Source organism: Halococcus sp. AFM35, assembly GCF_051195015.1.
GTDB lineage: Archaea > Halobacteriota > Halobacteria > Halobacteriales > Halococcaceae > Halococcus.
Window position 1 is genome coordinate 86872 of record NZ_JBNTJU010000002.1, and the last position, 18372, is coordinate 105243.

At 65.6% G+C, this 18372-nt stretch carries 18 protein-coding genes and 1 other RNA gene; 9 read left to right on the forward strand and 10 right to left on the reverse strand.

Features of this window, described 5'->3' with window-relative positions:
- Positions 1–3: 3 nt before the first annotated feature.
- Positions 4–357, forward strand: a complete 354-nt coding sequence (locus tag ACQUQO_RS02145; RefSeq protein WP_435076293.1) for a DUF7268 family protein — start codon at positions 4–6, stop codon at positions 355–357.
- Here ACQUQO_RS02145 and ACQUQO_RS02150 read toward each other — a convergent pair.
- Complete coding sequence (locus ACQUQO_RS02150; protein ID WP_435076294.1) at positions 346–1644, reverse strand: dihydroorotase; 1299 nt, start codon at positions 1642–1644, stop codon at positions 346–348. The genes ACQUQO_RS02145 and ACQUQO_RS02150 overlap by 12 nt on opposite strands.
- A 24-nt stretch (positions 1645–1668) precedes the next feature.
- Entirely contained in the window at positions 1669–2346 is a 678-nt protein-coding gene (locus ACQUQO_RS02155) for a lipoate--protein ligase family protein (RefSeq protein ID WP_435076295.1), read from the reverse strand.
- A 161-nt stretch (positions 2347–2507) separates the two neighbouring features.
- On the opposite strand from ACQUQO_RS02155, the gene ACQUQO_RS02160 reads away from it, so the two are divergent.
- Positions 2508–3377, forward strand: coding sequence for a hypothetical protein (locus ACQUQO_RS02160; protein WP_435076296.1), 870 nt, complete (start codon positions 2508–2510; stop codon positions 3375–3377).
- Between the two features lie 42 nt (positions 3378–3419).
- Positions 3420–3884, forward strand: coding sequence for a PaaI family thioesterase (locus ACQUQO_RS02165; RefSeq protein WP_435076297.1), 465 nt, complete (start codon positions 3420–3422; stop codon positions 3882–3884).
- Here ACQUQO_RS02165 and ACQUQO_RS02170 read toward each other — a convergent pair whose 3' ends face one another.
- Entirely contained in the window at positions 3885–4457 is a 573-nt protein-coding gene (locus ACQUQO_RS02170) for a cysteine hydrolase family protein (protein ID WP_435076298.1), read from the reverse strand.
- An 81-nt stretch (positions 4458–4538) separates the two neighbouring features.
- On the opposite strand from ACQUQO_RS02170, the gene ACQUQO_RS02175 reads away from it, so the two are divergent.
- The 4 genes from ACQUQO_RS02175 to ACQUQO_RS02190 all read left to right on the forward strand — a co-directional run bounded on the left by ACQUQO_RS02175 (position 4539) and on the right by ACQUQO_RS02190 (position 8892).
- Positions 4539–6035: an Hvo_1808 family surface protein gene (locus ACQUQO_RS02175; RefSeq protein ID WP_435076299.1), complete on the forward strand. Its 1497-nt coding sequence runs from the start codon at positions 4539–4541 to the stop codon at positions 6033–6035.
- A gap of 36 nt (positions 6036–6071) precedes the next feature.
- Positions 6072–7214, forward strand: a complete 1143-nt coding sequence (locus ACQUQO_RS02180) for a nicotinate phosphoribosyltransferase (protein WP_435076300.1) — start codon at positions 6072–6074, stop codon at positions 7212–7214.
- A 41-nt stretch (positions 7215–7255) separates the two neighbouring features.
- Positions 7256–7704: RNase P RNA component (gene rnpB, locus ACQUQO_RS02185), an RNA gene on the forward strand.
- A gap of 264 nt (positions 7705–7968) precedes the next feature.
- Positions 7969–8892 (forward strand): TSUP family transporter, encoded by a 924-nt coding sequence (locus ACQUQO_RS02190; protein ID WP_435076301.1) that lies wholly within the window; start codon positions 7969–7971, stop codon positions 8890–8892.
- Between the two features lie 4 nt (positions 8893–8896).
- On the opposite strand, the gene ACQUQO_RS02195 is transcribed toward ACQUQO_RS02190, so the two are convergent.
- The 5 genes from ACQUQO_RS02195 to ACQUQO_RS02215 form a co-directional block, all read right to left on the reverse strand.
- Positions 8897–9736, reverse strand: coding sequence for a phosphosulfolactate synthase (locus ACQUQO_RS02195; RefSeq protein WP_435076302.1), 840 nt, complete (start codon positions 9734–9736; stop codon positions 8897–8899).
- Positions 9737–9816: 80 nt separating this feature from the next.
- Positions 9817–11265, reverse strand: a complete 1449-nt coding sequence (locus tag ACQUQO_RS02200; protein ID WP_435076303.1) for a dihydrolipoamide acetyltransferase family protein — start codon at positions 11263–11265, stop codon at positions 9817–9819.
- A gap of 60 nt (positions 11266–11325) precedes the next feature.
- The gene (locus ACQUQO_RS02205) at positions 11326–12357 is read right to left on the reverse strand and encodes an alpha-ketoacid dehydrogenase subunit beta (RefSeq protein WP_435076304.1); all 1032 of its coding nucleotides are present in this window, start codon (positions 12355–12357) and stop codon (positions 11326–11328) included.
- Complete coding sequence (locus tag ACQUQO_RS02210; RefSeq protein WP_435076305.1) at positions 12350–13483, reverse strand: thiamine pyrophosphate-dependent dehydrogenase E1 component subunit alpha; 1134 nt, start codon at positions 13481–13483, stop codon at positions 12350–12352. Before ACQUQO_RS02210 ends, ACQUQO_RS02205 begins: the two co-directional genes overlap by 8 nt.
- 157 nt (positions 13484–13640) lie before the next feature.
- Positions 13641–14993, reverse strand: coding sequence for an MmgE/PrpD family protein (locus ACQUQO_RS02215; protein ID WP_435076306.1), 1353 nt, complete (start codon positions 14991–14993; stop codon positions 13641–13643).
- Positions 14994–15097: 104 nt separating this feature from the next.
- Here ACQUQO_RS02215 and ACQUQO_RS02220 point away from each other — a divergent pair, with 104 nt between their 5' ends.
- Entirely contained in the window at positions 15098–16678 is a 1581-nt protein-coding gene (locus tag ACQUQO_RS02220) for an acetolactate synthase large subunit (protein WP_435076307.1), read from the forward strand.
- Positions 16679–16977: 299 nt separating this feature from the next.
- Here the strand turns inward: ACQUQO_RS02220 and ACQUQO_RS02225 are convergent, their stop codons facing one another.
- Positions 16978–17271, reverse strand: coding sequence for a hypothetical protein (locus tag ACQUQO_RS02225; RefSeq protein WP_435076308.1), 294 nt, complete (start codon positions 17269–17271; stop codon positions 16978–16980).
- Positions 17272–17380: 109 nt separating this feature from the next.
- Between ACQUQO_RS02225 and ACQUQO_RS02230 the strand changes: the two genes are divergently transcribed.
- Positions 17381–17995 (forward strand): MogA/MoaB family molybdenum cofactor biosynthesis protein, encoded by a 615-nt coding sequence (locus ACQUQO_RS02230; protein ID WP_435076309.1) that lies wholly within the window; start codon positions 17381–17383, stop codon positions 17993–17995.
- On the opposite strand, the gene ACQUQO_RS02235 is transcribed toward ACQUQO_RS02230, so the two are convergent.
- Complete coding sequence (locus ACQUQO_RS02235; RefSeq protein ID WP_435076310.1) at positions 17996–18310, reverse strand: cupin domain-containing protein; 315 nt, start codon at positions 18308–18310, stop codon at positions 17996–17998.
- Between the last annotated feature and the right edge of the window lie 62 nt (positions 18311–18372).

An 18372-nucleotide genomic window follows, 5' to 3' on the forward strand; every position in this document is an offset into this window, starting at 1 on the left:
CCAATGAACCACGGGCCGGCGCTCGCGTGGCTCGCTCCTCGCCTGTCGCTCCTCGCCACGGCGGGGGCGGTCGGCGGTCTCGTGGGTGCGCTCGCGGTCGTCGCGTTCGCCGTGCTCGCGGGTCCGATGACCGCCAGCACGCAGACGTTCGCGGTCGGGACGCTCGCCTTCGGGTTCGGGGTCCTCGGCTGGTCGGGGTCGATGCTTGCCGGCCGCAGCATCGAGGGTCTCCAGCGTCGTCTCGATGTCGATACCGCTTGGACCGAACGCGACTCCCGGCGAGCGATGGCTCGCATCGCGGGCTTCGGCGCGGGCGTGATGGCCGGCGTCGTGGTCGTGACGCCGTTACTCCCCTGACCGGACGTTTTCACCGCGCGCGTCGCCGAACCGCTCGCCGTCTCGCGGGTATTGCTCGTCTCCACCGCGCTCGTACACCATCTCACCACGGACCATCGTCCATTCCGGGAACACGCCCGTCCATCCCTCGAACGGCGTCCAATCGGCCCTCGAATGCAGCTGTTCGCCCCGGATTTCCCGGGTCGTATCGGGGTCGAACAGGGCGAGGTCGGCATCCTTCCCGGTCTCGACGCGCCCCTTCCGTGGGAGGTCGAACACGCGTGCAGGATTCGCCGCCGTGAGGTCCCGGACTCGCTCGTAACTCAGCCGTCCCTCGTGCGCCTCAGCCAGCAGGAGCGGAAGGGCGGTCTCGACGCCCGGCACGCCGCTGGGAGCGTCCCAGATACTACTGCTCTTCTCCGCGCGGCTGTGGGGCGCGTGGTCGGTCGCCACGATGTCGACCGTGCCGTCGGCGACACGCTCGAAGACCTCCTCCCGTCGCTGCTCGCTCCGCAGCGGGGGATTCATCCGTCCGACGGTGCCGAGTTCCGGGAGGTCATCGCGCGAGAGCAGGAGGTGGTGGGGCGTCACCTCGCAGGTCATGCCCGCCTCCGCCGCGCGGTCGATACCGGCCGGCGTGCTCGCGTGGGCGATGTGGAGCTGTGCACCCGCCTCCCGACCGACCTCGCAGGCGCGCTCGATGGCCACACGCTCGGCTTCCGGGGTTCGAAACGCGCTCCACGCGTCGGCGTCGTCGCGCTCCCTCGCACTTGCGTCGAATCGGTCGGCATCCTCGGCGTGGACGGTCACGGGGATGCCACGCGCCGTGGCCTGCTGAACGGCGTCGGCGAACAGGTCGGCGTCAATGCCCATCTCGCCCGTCGAATCGGCGAGGAAGACCTCCCCGAGGGCGAACAGCGGTTCGGCAAGCAGGTCGTCGGGACACCAGTCGGGCGTGACACCGCCGTTGATGCCGAAATCGACGAGCGACTCGGCGGCCAGTTCCTGTTTTTCGGCGACCCGCTCGCCGTCAATCGTCGGCGGGTCCGTGTTCGGCTGGTCTACCACTGTGGTGACGCCGCCGCCGGCCGCCGCTCGACTGCCACTCGCCCACGTCTCCTTGTCGGGAAATCCCGGTTCCCGAAAGTGGACGTGGGTATCTACCATCCCCGGCAGCAGGAGCTTGCCGTCGGCGTCGATTTCGCGTTCGTCGCTCGATAGCCGACGCTCGACGGCCGCGATGCGCTCGCCCTCCACACGAACGTCGCACCGTCGGCCGTCGGCGAGGGTCGCGTCCCGAATCAGCATGCCGTCGCTGGCGTGCCTGCGGGCCTAACCCTGTCGGTTATCCGCGTTGCTGTTCCGATACCCTTCGACGAGCGCCCGCTCTACCTCGTTTGCGACGGTTGCGGGCTCGCTCTCGCCGCCGGCACGTTCGATGCTGCCGACGCTTGCGGGGTCGAACGGCACGTCGAGCGCGCCATAGACGGGGACGAGCACGTCGGCCACCGCATCGGCGTCGCGGGTGAGGACGATGCCGGCGACGAGCGCTCCCTCGCTCGTGACGCGCTGGGCAAGCCCTGCGAGCTTCCCGTCGGCCTGTAGCGAGTGCGACCCCGGACAGAACGACTCCGGGGGTTCGCCGGGGCGTGCCCGGACGCCGAGCCGGCGGAAGGCGACCTGCAAATCGGCGGTCGTGCGGGCGTATCGCTGTTGTATCTCTTGGCCATCGGTGGGTTCGGCTCGCGCGAACGCGACCGTCGAACCCGTGTAGGCGACCGCCCGCCCACCGACCGACCGCTCGACGACTGGAAATCCTCGTTCTTCGGCGACTCGCTTCGCCGACTCGTACCCGTCCGCGCGGGCGTCGCGCCGGCCGAAGGCGACCTGTCGGTGCGGCGTCCACGCGCGCACGGCCGGCTCGCCAGTCTCCCTCGTGAACTCGAACATCGCTTGGGTCAGCTCCCTGTCGGCATCGATGTCCTCCGCCCGGCCGTCGAAGGCGCGCATAGTTCGGGTACGGGCGGGGAGGCTATAGGAACTGTTGTGTGTACTTTCAGCAGGGTCGTCGACAGAGGATTTGCTTCGGCGTTTCACGAACGGTTCGCGTTCGTCCGGTGGTACGGAACCACAACAATCCGTATAAACGCACACGTACCCTTCCGTCGGCGATGGCGGCCACGCTCTCCCCGGAAACGCTCTCACCCTATCGACGCTTCTCGCTGTACAACTCCCCCTACACCGCCCACGACCGGGGCTGTGCCATCGACCTCTATCCCATCCCTGGATTCGGCCCGACGACCGACGGCACACACTCGCCGGCCCCCTCGCCCGTCGCCGGTGAGGTGCTCGATACCCGTACTGTGCGCGCGCCGTCGAAGCCCTACGCACCCGACCACGACCATCTCGTGCTCGTCGATACCGGCGAGCATGTCGCGCGCATCCTTCACGTCGAGCCGGCGGTCGAGGCGGGCGACGTGCTCGAAATCGGCGAGCACATGGGACGACTCGTCCGTGCGGGGTTTTTCGCGCCGTGGGTCGACAACCACATGCATCTCGAACTCCGCGACCCCACAGCGGACCCCTATCGCGCGAGCGGCTCCGAGCGACTCGCCGTTGACATCGACGTCGAGGGGATTGAGTGGAATGGCTCCGGGACCGTCGTCGAGACCGACGACACGTATGCCGTCCTCGATTCCCCCACTCACCCCGCGCCGGGCGAGCGGTTCGTCGGTCTCGCAAGCGATGGCGGGGCGGTTCTCGATGGCGGTCTCGTCCACTACGCGGGCGGTGGCGCGCTCGGCGGTGAAGAGGGATCGGTCTCGCTGTTCGGCCAGCAGGTCGGAAGCGCATCCGGGCGCGACATCCGATGGAACGCTCTCGAAATCCTCGCAAACGACGAACGGATTACCGGACTGTCGCTGTTCTGTGCTCGCGATACCCTCGGCGCGAAACTCGTCTGTCCCGACCGCGAGTTCGCCGTCGGCGAGCGCGTGCAGGTCGAACTCCGGCCGAGCGACGACCCGGTACGGCTCGGTTGACGCTACCGACGAGTACAAATCGTTCGCCGGTCACGAACCGCCATGACCGACGCCGAAATTCCCGACCAGACGACCGACCTCCTCCAGCGCTACATCGACGCCCACGGCTATCTGTCGTGGCTCGGGATGCACGTCGAGTCGATGGACTATGGAACGCTCGTGATGACGGTTCCCTTCGACGAGAAGCTGACGAACTCCCGGCCGGGCGAGAACGGCGAGACGCCCGCGCGCATCCACGGCGGTATCGCCGCGACGCTCATCGACACCGCCGGCGGCATCGCGCTCCGTCCCTTCCTCGACGACCCGATGAACGACGACGTGGCGACCATCAACCTCAACCTCAACTATCTTCGTCCTGCTGGCGACGACCTCACGGCGACCGCCGAGGTGGTCCGGGCGGGCGAGAGCGTCGGCGTCTCCACAGTCATGGTCGAGAGCGAAGCGCCCGACGGCGAGAGCAAACCCGTCGCCACCGGACAGGGTGCCTACCGGCTGTTTCGGTCCTGATCAGACGAACTCGACGGCTTCGCGCTCGGTGATTTCCCCGAAGAGCCAGTCGGCGTGGTCGAGGGCGTACTCGCGGTGGTCCTCCTCGATGTAGCCGATGGCGTCCGCGGCGAGCACGGGTCTGAAATCGCGCAGACCGGCGCTGCCTGCCGTATGGAGCACGCAGACGTTCGCGAGCGTCCCGCAGAACAGCAGGTCGTCGATGCCGTGGGCGTCGAGCCAGCCCCCTAATTCCGTGTCGTGAAAGGCATCGTAGGTGTGCTTTTCGACCACGTGGTCGTCCGCTGCGACGTCGAGACCGTCGACGATGTCGGTCTCCCACGTTCCCTCGACGAGGTGTTCACCCCACCGCTCGAACTCGTCGTAGTAGTGATTCCCGTCGAATTGGTCTTCTGGATGGACGTCCTTGGTGAAGACCACCGACGCGCCCGCCGCGCGGGCCGTATCGAGCAAACCTGCAATGGGGTCGACGACGCGCTCGCTGGCCGGGGCGTGGAGGCTGCCGTCGGGGTGACAGAACCCCTTTTGCATGTCCACCACGACGACGGCGGTTCGTGCTGGGTCGAATTCCATACCCTCCATACCACTGGATTCGCCAAATGTCTTTGCTCGCCAGCCGGGCCTTTTTTGCCCATAGCGCCCCCGTTTCGCACAATGCGCTCCCGCGCCGCCGTCCTGTGTGTGCTGCTCGTCGTCCTCGCCGGCTGTAGCGCCCCCTTCTCCATCGGCGGCGAGGAAACCACCAGCGGCGGATCGAACAGTCCCGAAGCGGGCGGGGCGGGCGGGCCCGGAGCGGACACTGCGACCGCCGACGCCCCGGTTCAGAACCTCGCCGACCCCGCCGCCGACGTGCTCGGCTGGGAAGGCGGCTACTGGTACAACGAGTCGATTCCCGTCACAGCGGAAGACGGTCTCAACGCGAGCGAACAGTCCACGTTCGTCAACCGGACGATGGCCCGCATCGAGCGCGTTCGGGAGTTGGAGTTCAATACTACTGTGCCGGTCGAGGTCATCTCCCGCGAGGAGTTTCAGGGGCGGCCGAACGCGACCGGCGGCGGGGCGCGCTCGCCGGCCTTCCGCACCTTCGACAACGCGAAGTTCGAGGGCCTGTTCCTCATCGGCGAGGGGAACAACTCCCTCGCCGTCCAACAGTCGAATCGCAACCAGAACGTGCTCGGCTACTACAGCCCCACGAACGACTCCATCGTGGTGGTCTCGGAAAGCGCCACCCCGCGCATCAGCCGCTCGACGCTCGCCCACGAACTGACGCACGCACTTCAGGACCAGCAGTTCAACCTCTCGGAGGGAACGCCACCGACCCGGGACGGCTACAACGCCCGCAACGGTCTCATCGAGGGCGAGGCGAACTACGTCCAGCGCCGCTATGAGGGGAAGTGTGGCGGCCAGTGGCGCTGTCTCGACATCAGCAGCGCCGGGGGTGGTGGTGGCGGTGACGCCAATCTCCACCTCGGCGTCTACGCGCTCGAATACTTCCCGTACGCCGACGGGCCGGCCTTCGTCGATTCGGTCTTCGACCGCAAGGGCTGGGCGGGCGTGAACGCCCTCCACGAGGACGTGCCCGAGAGCACCGAGCAGGTCATCCATCCCCGAAAGTACGGCACCGACGCGCCGACGAACCTCACGATTCGAAACGCGAGTTCGGCGGGCTGGGAGCGGGTCCGCCCCGATGGCCGGCCGGACTACGCCACGCTCGGCCAGTCGGCGCTATCGGCGATGTTCGGCTACACCATCTACGACAGCTACAATCAGTCGCCGGTCATTCCCCCGCAGGCGTTCCTCAACAGGGAAGGCCGGAGCGTCAATCGAACCGACCCCTTCGAGTACGGTCTCGCCTACACGAACGGCTGGGACGGCGACCGGATGGCCGTCTACGAGAAGAACAACCGAACCGGCTACGTCTGGAAACTCGCGTGGGATTCGCCCGGCGAGGCCCGCGAGTTCGTCCGTGGCTACCGGGACCTCCTCACCCACTGGGGTGGCGAGCGCGTGCTCGGTCGACAGGGCGTCTGGGAAATCGAACGGGAGAGTCCCTTCGCCGACGCCTTCCGAATCTCGCGGCAGGGGAGTACTGTGACCATCGTCAACGCTCCCCGACCCGACGCCCTCGATGCGGTCCATGCGGACGGCTGACGAATGGTTTTTGCCGACCGGCCGACCACTCACCCCATGCCCGACTCGTTCGACGTCATCTCGCCCGCAACCATCCGCGAGGGCCGCGCGACCGATGCCTACTTCGAGCGCACAGTCGAAACGCTCGAACACGCCGAGAAGAATCCTCGCGTCGTTGCCGAGGTCACCGCCGACCAGTTTCCCACGGATGACTTCGAGGTCTTTGCGGGTGTCGCCGACGCCGCCCGCCTGCTCGCCGGGCGCGGTGTCGATATCGATGCGCTCGCCGAAGGCCGGCTGTTCGACGGTGGTCCTGTGATGTCAATCGAGGGTCCGTATCTCGCATTCGCCCGGTTGGAGACTGCTCTATTGGGATTTCTCTCCCACGCCTCGGGGATGGCGACGAACGCGCTCCGTGCGCGCCGCGCGGCCCCCGATGCGTCGCTGCTGAGCTTCGGCGCTCGCCACGTCCACCCCTCGATAGCGGCGGTCGTCGAGCGGAGCGCCCTGCTTGGTGGGTTCGACGGCTTCTCGCATGTGGCGGCGGGCGAGTTGCTCGACCGGGAGGCAAGCGGCACGATGCCCCACGCGCTCGTCATCGCCTTCGGCAAGGGCAACCAAGAGGGGGCGTGGACGGCCTTCGACGAAGCAGTACCGGAGTCGGTCCCGCGGGTCACGCTCTGTGATACCTACTCCGACGAAGTGGACGAAGTGCTGCGCGCGGCCGATGCGCTCGGCGAGAGCCTCGACAGCGTGCGCATCGACACGACGAGTTCACGCCGTGGCGACATCCGCCACATCATCCGCGAGGTGCGCTGGGAACTCGACGCACACGGACGGGAGGACGTGGAAGTCTTCGTCAGCGGCGGTCTCGACCCCGATGCCCTGCGAGCACTCCGGGACGTCGCCGCGGGCTTCGGCGTCGGCGGCTACGTCTCCAACGCCGACCCGGTGGATTTCGCGCTCGATATCGTCGAAGTGGAGGGTGAACCGGCCGCGAAGCGCGGCAAGCTCTCGGGGAAAAAACAGGTCTATCGCACGGACGAGGGCGGCCATCACGTCGCGCTCGCCGGGCACGAGAGCGATGGTGAACCGCTGCTCTCCCCGCTGGTTCGTGACGGCGACCTCGTCCGGGAGTTCGACCTCGACGCGGCGACCGACCGCGCCCGCGAGGATGCGAAAGCGGTCGGCTTCGCGTGACGAGCGAACCGCTTTTGATGGTTGCCGGCCTATCAGGAACCGGCAGAGAGAGCCCGGCCACCGCGGCGTGCCGACAGGCGCGCACGCGAGGAAAGTCCCCCCACCGCCGGGCAGGTGACCGGGGAAACCCCGGGACGGGAGACCGTCGGCGCTGGAACAGCAACGAGACCCCTCCGCCCGACCGATGAGGCGCGGGCGGTGGCAAAGCCACCTCTCGGCGCGAGCGGCGCGGGGCGCATCGCGCCCCGAAACGAGCGGGCATCGCCCGCGAGGACCGCGAGCGTGCGAACCCGACGCAAAACGGCCACTGGTCGGACAAAGCAACGGGGAGCTAACCCGTCGAGGGATGAGGGCGGAGAACGGATGGAACGGCGAACCCTCACCGGTGCAAGTCCACGCCACGCGGCGCGAGCCGCACGGTAGCCCGGCAGGGACGTGGACGCTCAGCCGAATGCCGGGACGAACAGAAGGGGGCTTACTCCTCTCAGCCACCCGTTTTCGACACATCCCGTCGAGCGCTGTCACCATCTATCCACGGAATCAGAAATACTTGCCGCATTCAACGACGTTTCCGAACGGGGAGTATCGTCGATAGCGGCCCGATGACCTGCGTTGTGGGCCGATAGACCGGCAACGATTCGACCCACATACGCGCAGTTCTCTCCGCCGACCACGCCCCCATACGTGTGACACCCGTCTATCCTTCAACGCGTGGTCGGCGCGCTACCGACCGTCTTCGAGGAGTATTCATCGAATGGGGACACGCGAATCCACTATCGACGTCGCACAGTTCATCGACAATCTCACCGAATTCCGCTACCGCGAGGTGATGATGACGGGGGCGACCCTCGTCGCCGTCGCGGCGGCAATCGTGTTCTTCCCGGGCACGGAGAACGTCACCCAGGGGATTCAATCGGACGTCTCGACCGGACTGTTCGTCCTCTTCGTCGGTGTCGCAATCCTCGCCGGGACGGTTATGGGAATGCTCGGGTTCGGGTTTTCGCTCATCGTCACGCCCGTCTTCGTCAGTGTCATCGATCCGACGCTCGCGGTGGTCGTCCTCGCCGTCCCGCCGTTGGTGATAAACACGTTCCAGATGGGCGATACGGGTACCGGCATCGGGTTCGTCCGCGACCAATGGCCGCTGATGGTCCTCGCCATCATCGGCACCGTCATCGGTGTGGTCTTTCTCACGCAGTTCAGCACCGGCCCGCTCGTCCCGTTTCTCATCGGTCTCATCATCCTCGGCTACGTCGTCTTTCAGGTGGTCGAGAACTTCGTGGTCATCGAGGAGGCCCACCACCCCGTCGCGCTCGGCGCTATCGGGCTTATCGAGGGATTCTTGCTCGCCGCCGCGAACCTCGGACCGGTGCTTCCGGCGTACTTCCACACCTTCGAGCGCGACGCCGAGCAGTACATCGGCGGGCTGTCGATGGCGCTCGGCACGATCTTCGCCACCCGAATCATCCTGATGACCTTCTTCACCGACCTGATGACTCCCTATCGCCTCTGGCTCGGGTCGGTCATCGCCGTCGTCGCCATCGTCGGGCTACTGCTCGGCACCTACCTCCGGCGCATCGAGATCGACGAGGGGAAATTCACGTGGTTCGTCATCGCGCTGCTATTTATTATCTCGCTCAACATCTTCCGGAACACGGTCCCGGCGCTGTTCCTCTGATCCCTTACTCGCGGCTGTAGGTCGTCGTGCGGCCCCAACTGGTGGTCTTGCCCCAGAGACCGGAACGCATACATTCGAGTTCGACGATTTGGGAGTTGTCGACGAACAGATTCACATTGGGACCGAAGTTCTTGATGTACCACTCGAACATATCGGGACCGGGAGCCTCGAACACGAGGTTCTCTTCGCCGAGTTCATTGGCGAGGGTGTAGACCACGTCGGTTCGCCACTCCTTCACCTCCTCGGTGATGCCTTCGGCCTCGACCATCAGCAGGTCCGCACCGGCATCGAGGTGGCGTTTGCCCTCCTCGACGGCCACCTCGGGGGCCTGCTGGACCTCCGATTCGAGTTCTTCGGGGTCGGAGGCCCCGCCCGCGCCGAACTGGACGTTGATTTCGGGTTTCGGCTCCACTCCTTCAGTATCGGCGACCAGCTCGGTCATCGCCACCATATCGTCGGTGTCGATAGCGAGGAATCCACTCGAAATCTCCACGATGTCGAAGCCGAGGTTGGCACACTCCTCGACGTATTCCTCGACTTTGTCGTTATCTCGAATCAGGACGTTCTCGATGAATCCCCCCGTGGAGACCTTGACGTCGTACTCGTGGCAGATATCGATGAGTTCCGTGACTGCCTCCTCGGGCATCAGTGCGAACGAACCGCCCGAGAACTTGTAGATGTCGACGTACCAGCCCATCGTCTCCAAGATATCGCGCAGCTCGCGCGGACCCATCGGGTCGTAGTACGGCCCGCGCATCTCCGTGATTCCCTTCTCGCGGGGTTTGTCCGGCCGGTTGTTGACATGCAGGAAGTCGAAGGCCCTGTCGAACGGTCGCTCTGACATGATACCTCTCAGTATAGGACTGCCGTCCACTTAGAGGTTGGCGAGGAATCAGCAAGGTGGCGAAAGGAACGGTCGGCGCGCTACAGCCGCGAGAGCAGAATATCGGTATCCTCGATGGCCTCGATGACGTGTTCCATGAACCGATTGGCCGTCACGCCGTCGATGAGCCGGTGGTCGAAGGACAGCGACAGCGGGACGCGCTCGTGGACTTCGAGTTCACCGTCCACCGCGATCGGCTTCTCGTCGATGGGACCGATGCCCATGATGGCGGCCTCGGGGTGGTTGATGACCGGCGTGCCGAAGGTCCGGTGCTCGCCGTCGAGCGCGAGGTTCGTGACGGTGAAGGTCCCGTCTTGGAGGTCCGCGACGTCGATGGAGCGGTCGCGGGCCTGCTCGGCGAGCTCTTGCATCTCTGCGGCGACCTCGACAATCGACTTCCCGTCGATGTCATCGATGACGGGCACCATGAGTCCGTCCTCGGTGTGGGTCGCAAAGCCGACGTTGTAGTAGTGTTTCTCGACGATCTCTCCCGTGGTGTCGTCGATGCTCGCGTTCACCAGCGGGAACTCCTTGAGCGCCGGTACGACCGCCTTCAGCAAAATTGGCGTGTAGGTGATGTGGACGTCGTGTTTTTCGTTCAGGCGCTCTTTGAGCGCGACGAGTTCCGTCGCATCGGCCTCGAACCCGGAGGTGAGTTGAGCGGTGACGGTCAGCGACCGCGTCATGTTTGCGGCGATCTGCCCGCGTAGTCCCGAGAGGTCCCGCCGCTCCGACCGGGACTCGTCCTCGTCTACCGACGTGGGTTCGATGTCGACGCTCGGATGCAAGTTCCGTCGCTCGGTTTCCGCTCCCTCACTGCCTGCGTGCTCGTCGATGTCCTCGCGCAGCACCCGGCCGTCGGGACCGGAGCCATCGACCGCCGAAAGGTCGACATCCTCCTCGCGCGCGTAGCGCCGGGTACTCGGCGCGGCGAACACCCGCTCGTCGCCGGTGTCCGGCTCCTCTGATTCGCCGGCTTCTTCGTCTTCGGCCTCGGTCTCCGTGACGACCGCTTCGGGTTCTTCCTCAGTCGACTCTTCTCCGTCTTCGGGTTCTTCCTCTTCGTCACCGGTTTGTTCGTCTCCGGGTTCTTCGCCTTCGGATTCTTCGGCCGATTCTTCGGCCGATTCTTCGGTCTCTTCGGTCTCTTCGGACTCCTCGGCCGATTCTTCGGTCTCTTCGGTCTCTTCGGTCTCTTCGGTCTCTTCGGACTCCTCGGCCGATTCTTCGGCCCCTTCGTCCTCGCCCCCCTCGCCGGTGTCGAAGACGACGATGACCGTGCCGACATCGACCGTCTCGCCCTCTTCGGCGGCGAGTTCCTGGACCGTGCCCGAAACCGGAGAGGGGATTTCGGTGACGGCTTTGTCGGTTTCGACCTCGCCGAGCACGTCGTCCTCTTCGACCTCGTCCCCCTCCTCGACGTGCCACTCGGTGATTTCGGCCTCGGTCAGCCCCTCGCCGGGGTCGGGGAGTTCGAACTCGTAGGTCATGGCTCACCCCACTGGCCGTGACCGTTTCCCGCACGATGCTCCGTCGCTTGCGTGGTGTGCTCAGAACTCATAGTTCATCACCGCCTCGATGGCATACCGGGCGCGCTCCTCGTCGGGCAGGTAGTCGTCCTCGATGTCGTGGCCCGGGAAATGCACGTCGTAGCCTGTCGCCCGTTTCACGGGAGCCTTCAGCCTGTCGAGGGCGTACTCGTTGACGAGCGCCGATAGCTCCGCGCCCAGTCCGAGCGTCCGCCGCGCCTCGTGAACCACGACGCATCTCCCCGTCCTCTTGACCGATTCCAGTACCGCGTCGACGTCCAGCGGCGACAGTGAGCGGATATCGACGACTTCGACGCTCGCGTCCACCGCTTCGCCCGCCGCGACCGCGTGGCGTACCATCGCTCCCCACGTCAACACCGTGACGTCCTCACCCTCGTGGACCACTCGGACCTCGTCCAACGGCAGGGTGTATTCGTCGGTCGGCACGGACTGCTCGCCGCCGCGATAGATCTTTTTGGGTTCCATGAACAGTACGGGGTCGTCGTGGCGGATGCTCGCCGCGAGCAATCCCTTCGCCTGATAGGGCGTGCTCGGACAGACGACACGGACACCGGGGGTGTGGAGGTAGTACGTCTCGGTCGACTCCTGATGGTATTCGAGCGCCTTCACGCCGCCGCCGTAGGCCATTCGCACTGTCAGCGGAATCTCGGCATCCCCGCCCGTGCGGTCGTACATCTTCACGAGCGCGTACATGATTTGACCGAAGGCGGGGTAGGAAAAGCCCATAAATTGAATCTCGGGCACGATACGCTCGCCGGCCATCGCCATCCCCACTGCTGTGCCGATGATGCCGTTCTCCGACAGCGGCGTGTCGATGACGCGCTCGTCGCCGTACTCTTCGAGGAGTCCCTCGGTCGCGCGATAGACCCCGCCGATGGGACCGATGTCGTAGCCCATGACCCGCACGGTGTCGTCCCGACCCATCTCCTGATGGAGGGTATGATTGACGGCGGTCACGAGGTCGATGTCCTCTGTCTCGGTCTCGTCGGCGTCGTGTGCCTCCAACGCCTCGACCGGATAGATGTCACTCATCGAACCCCTCCCCGTCGAAATCGGTAAAGGGGTTCTCACCGTTCTGTTCGCGTTCGAGCTCCGCGCGCTGGTGGGCGTGCTTCCACGGCGTGTCGTGGAGCTGATGGTCGAACATCCGTTCGGGCTCGGAATCGGGCACGTCGCGGGCCGCGTCCACGGCTTCCGCGACCTGTTCGTCGATTTCGTCCTGCACGTCCGCCGCGAGGTCGTCGTCGAGCACGCCCGCCTCGCGGAGGTAGGTCTCGTAGCGCTCCAAGGGGTCCTTCTCCTCCCACTCGTCGCGCTGTTCGTCGGGGTCCCGATAGACGTCGGGGTTGTCCGAGGTGTTGTGCTCTTCCATTCGGTAGGTGACACATTCGATGAACGTCGGGCCATCCCCGTTGCGGGCGCGCTCGACGGCCTCTTCGGCCTTCTCGCGCACCGCAAAGACGTCGTTACCGTCGACGCGCTCGTGGGGCACTCCGTAGGCCTCGCCTTTCTTGGCGAACGTTTCGGCCCCGGTCTGGCGGTGTGAGGGCTCGGATATCGCCCACTGGTTGTTCTGACAGACGATTACCACTGGGGGTTCGAACACCCCGGCGAAGTTCATCGCGTCGTGGAAGGAGCCTTCACTGGTCGAGCCATCCCCCACGAACACCATCGTGACGGTATCGTTGTCCTCGAACTCATCGGCCATCGCCATCCCGACGGCGTTGGTGGTGTTCACTCCGACCGGGGTGTAATCCGGCGAGAAGTTCACGTCCGGCTCTTCGGTGTCGAGATGCTCGGCTATCGTTTCGGGTTCGAACCCCATCGTGCCAGCGATGACCTGCTCCATCGGGTACCCCCAGTACAGCAGTGCGGGGTTTTGCCGGTAGGTGTAGAACACCCAATCGTCGGGTTCGAGCGCGGCCGCACATCCCAACGGAGTCGCCTCCTCGCCACGTGAGCGCGTGACGAGACTCGCCTCGCCGCTTCGCTGCATGTTCAACATCTTGTCCTCTAGCGTCCGGGTGGCGACCATCGTCCGATACATCGCCAGTAGCTCGTCGTCATCGAACGCTGGGGCGTCGCCGTCGAGCTGTCCGTCCGCATCGAGGCGTCGATACTCCTCCTCAGGCGGCTCGTGTTCGGTCCATTCTACCATGTGTAACTCTCCTTCGACGGTTGCGCGATACCGATTGCTCGGCGTCCGACACGGCATCGACTCACGGAACGGACAAAAACGCCAGCCCGGCCAATTCAGGCCGCTGATATATCACCACTCACCGACCACACCTCGCCGCACCGCGTCCGTCGTCCGCTCAGTCGAGCAGTTCGGTGAGGTCGGCCACGTCGTGGTCTTCCAGGTTCTCGACCACGTCGACGATCTCCTGTCTGTGGTCCTCGTCGTAGCGTTCGGCCGTCATCGTGGTGAACTTCTCCCCGACCTGTTCCCACGTCATCGGGTTCGTCGGATGGCCGTTGAAGGCGTCCTTCTCGATGTGTCGGGTCGAGTCGTCGGCGAGCGCGATGTCGATGACGGCGGGCATCTCTCCGTTTTCGAATCGCTCGGTGAGTTCGTCGTCCTCCTCGACGTCGACCTTCCGGAGCAACTCCTGGACATCGTCCCGCTGGATGCGTTCGGGGTCGTAGGCGTCGTTTGTCATCTCGCGGTCGATGAGCGCGGCCGCGAGCATATATGGCAGGGAATGGTCGGCTTGGGCCTTGGTCTCGACTTCGTACCGACTTCCCTCGCCGCCGCCGATGATGAGCTTCGCGCCGTGGAAGGTGTCGAGATGGATGGAGTTCACTTGCTCGGGGTCGATGTCGGCATCCTCGGCGAGTTCGATGACGCCTTCGACCGCCGACTGGGCGTAGGTCTCGGCGACGTACCGCTTGGTCATCGTATCGAACACGCGCTCACAGGACGAATCGAGGTCCACCGTGAAGTCCCCCGAGATGACCTGCTTCCAGCCCTTCTGGCCCTCGAAGAGGTCGACCGGGCCTTCCATGCCGTTCGAAGCGAGCAGCGCCGAATAGACGGCGTTTCGGGCGGCGTTCGCGCTCGCAATCCCCTTCCATTCGTTGATTCCCCCGGTGCGGGTGACGCGGAGCGCGTTGTGGGCGGTGCCGGCGATGCCGATGGCGTTTCTGAGCTGTTCGTGGTCGAGTCCCAGGACCTTTCCCGTGCCGGCGGCCGCCGAGATGACTGTGTGGGTCACGTGGTCGTAGCCACGGTCACGGACGGGTGCGTTCCACGCGAGTTCGCCCTGTATCTCGTAGCTCGTTCCCACCGCTTCGATGAGGTCCTGCCCGCTGGCTCCGGTGTGTTCGCCGGCGGCGATGAGACTCCCGATGTTGTCGCTCGGATGCGGGGTCTCGCCCGGCGCGAGAAACGAGTCCATGAAGTCGAGATATCGCGTCAGGGAGGTGTTGTAGGTCGCCGCGCCGGTCGGGCTAGCTCGTTCATCCGACCCCCACAGGCGGGCCGCATCGCCGCCAGCTGTCTCTTCGACCGTCCTGCGGACGCTCTCGGTGGCGTCGGCCCCGAGCGCGCCGACCGCGATACCCACCGAGTCGAGTACGCGCTTTTTCAACTCCTCGCGCACGTCCTCCGAGAGGTCATCGTAGGCGACGTTCGTCACGAAGTCGGCGAGTTCGTCGGTGGTCGTCATACGATATCAATTATCGACGGGTGCAAAAGCCTTCGTTGCTTGCAGTCCACTACCCCGGCAGGGACCGCCGGTGGAGTCATGTACGGCGAGCGTCTCGATCCGTCATGAACGCTGCCGACCTGCTCGTCGAGAGCCTCGAAGTCGAGGGCATCGAGTACGTCTTCGGCCTACCGGGCGAGGAGCTGGAGGACATCCTCTTCTCGTTGCGCGATTCGACAATCGAGTTCGTGCCCGTCCGCCACGAACAGGGCGCGGCCTTCATGGCCGATGTCCACGGCCGGCTCACCGGCGATGCCGGCGTCTGTCTCAGCACTCTAGGGCCGGGCGCGACGAACCTCCTGACTGGGGTCGCCGACGCCCATCTCGACAAGAGCCCGGTCGTCGCCATCACCGGCCAGGGTGGTCTCGAACGCCTGCACAAGGAGAGCCACCAGAACCTCGACGTCGTCGGCCTATTCGAACCGATAACGAAGTGGAACACACAGATTTCCGACCCGGAGATCGTCAACGAATCGGTACGAAAGGCGTTCAAGCTCGCCGAGCACGAGAAACCGGGCGCGACTCACCTCGAATTTCCCGAGGACGTCGCGGCCGCGGAAACCGAGCATCGGCCGCTGCCCCCACGCAACCGCGTGCGCCGGCCCAGCCCCGACGGGAAAGCCGTCGAGCGCGCCGCGGCGCTGCTCGCCGACGCAGACCGGCCCATCGTGCTGGCGGGCAACGGTGGCATCCGCACCCGTTCGGCCGAACGGCTGCGCTCCTTCGTCGAGCAGACGGACATTCCGGTCGTTGGAACCTACATGGGCAAGGGGGCGGTCTCGGACGCCGACGACCATTCGCTACTGACGCTCGATTCCGGTGGCGACGAACAGGCCGCAAGCGCCATCGAGCGCGCCGACGTGGTGCTCGCCGTCGGCTACGACATCGCCGAACACGACCCCGAGAACTGGAACCCTCACCAAGAGAAGCGGGTTATCCATCTCGATTTCGAGCCGGCGGAGGTCTACGCCCACTACAACCCGCAGGTCGAAATCGTTTCGGACGTCTCGGCCGGTTTGCGCGCGATTCAGCAGGAAGGAACGACCATCACCACCGACCCCGAGTGGTACGGCGACCTCCGCGAGTCGATTCTCGCCGACGTGACGCGCTGTCCCGAGGCGGGCGAGGACTTCACCGTCCGCCGCACGCTCCCGCTCCTTCGGAACGCGATGGCCGACGACGATGTCTTGATTTCGGATACTGGCAGTCATAAGATGGCTATCGCCCAGAACTTTCCCACACACGAGCCGAACACCTGCATCATCTCCAATGGCTTGGCAACGATGGGGATTTCGGTACCCGGCGCGGTGGCCGCCGACCTCGCGGTCGATTCGAACGTGGTGGCCGCCACCGGCGACGGCGGTTTTCTGATGAACGCCGCCGAAATCGAGACCGCCACTCGACTCGGCTGTGGGTTCACGGTTTTACTGTTCAATGACAACGACTATGGTCTCATCTCGGAAAAACAGGCCGAGCACCGCGGCGAGCACACCGGCACGCAACTCACGAACCCCGAATTCACGGCGTTCGCCGAGAGTTTCGGTATCGAGGGCTACCGTCCGGATAGCTGGGATGAACTGGACGAGGTATTGGAGCGCGTCGTGTCATCGAACGAGATGGCGCTCGTCGAAGTGCCCGTGGAGTGATCGGTCCCGTCGCTATCGGGATGGCCTGACGTCGACACAAACGAGAACCGCAGTCCACACACCCCCCAGCCGACTCCCTCGCTCACTCCGTTCGCTCTGTCCACCGTCAGAGCGAAGTCGTCCGGAAGAGCTTCGCTCTTCCGTGATGACGGAAGACGCGTAGCGTCTTCCGAACCACCCTGACGAGCCTGCACTCGCTGGCGCTCGCGCAGACCTCGCGCGAGTCACACGCCTTCGGCGTGCTCGCGCGCGCCAACCGGCAGCGGTTGGGTGGATGAGGTGCTTCCACACATGAGGGCTCAGGCGCGCGCGGTCGCCCAAATCGCCGCGACGCCGAGCGCGAGCGCGGGCGCGAGCGGGAGCACGAGGAACGTATCGCGCCACGTCAGCCCGAGCGCGGCGAGCGTGCCGCCGGCGTACGGCAGCGCGAGGATGACGGTTGGAACGACCAGAAAGGCGACGACGATGATGCCGACGAGCACCCAGCCGCGCCAATTGAACTCCCGTTCGTCGGCGCGGGCGGCGACCGCGTCGTACTCGCTTCGGGGTCGGTCCTCGAAGTTCTCCGGGTCGTGGACGTACTCGTCGCTCATGGCCGCCCGTCCCGCCGATGCTGCCCCGTTCGGTGCCACATGCCTCCTCGGAGGGCTGGCACGACCAAAAGCATGGGGAGTTTTTGTCCTCGGCGACCGGAACCGCGGTATGAGCGAGTCACAGGGCCATGACGAGGATTCCGGACACCATCACGACCACGACGAAGACGAGGCGGTCCACGCCCACGAGCACGACTTCGGTCCGGTCGGGGTCGCGGTCGTCACGGTCTCGACTTCGCGGACGCTTGAGGACGACCCGGCGGGCGACGCTATCGCGGCGGCCGTCGAGGGCGACGACGAGGTGATCACGCGCGAACTCATCCCCGACGAGTACGACGAGGTGCAGGGAACGGTCGATACGCTCGCAAGCCGCGACGACGTCGACTGCGTCGTCACCACCGGCGGCACGGGCGTCACGCCCGACGACGTGACCATCGAGGCGGTCCGGCCGCTGTTTGCGAAGGAACTCCCCGGTTTCGGCGAACTCTTCCGCGCCCGCTCGCGCGAGACCATCGGCACGCGCGTCGTCGCCACCCGCGCCACCGGCGGCGTCGCCGACGGCGTGCCCGTCTTCTGTCTGCCGGGCAGCGAGGACGCCGCCCGTCTCGGCGCGGACATCATCACCGAGGAGGCCGGCCACCTCGTCGGCCTCGCCGGCCGCGAAGCGAACGACGGGACCGACGCCGACGGGGTGGACGAGACCGTGGAGGACTCGACGGAGTAGCTACGAGGGGAGCGGACAGAGGCTGGCGGTGAGCACCGCCCTTTCCTCGCTCTCGTTGTGCGCGCCGTGGACCGCACCCCGCTCGTTCGGAACGACGCCCGGTGCGGCGACCGTTTCTTCCCCGTCGTCGCGGGTCACGACGACCGTTCCTTCGAGGACGTGGAAGACGTTGGTCGCGCCCTCGTGTTCGTGGGGGTCGACGCTCCCGCCGGGACCGAGCGCGAACGCCTTCACGAGCACGTCGTCGCTCACGAACAGCTCTTCGGTCAGGACCTCATCCTCGCCGGGGTCGAGGTCGGGATAGCTGTCGAGCACACTTACGAGGTGGGCGCGAGCGAAGTAGCCCTTTCGGTACTGCCGAAGGCAGGGAGGTTAAA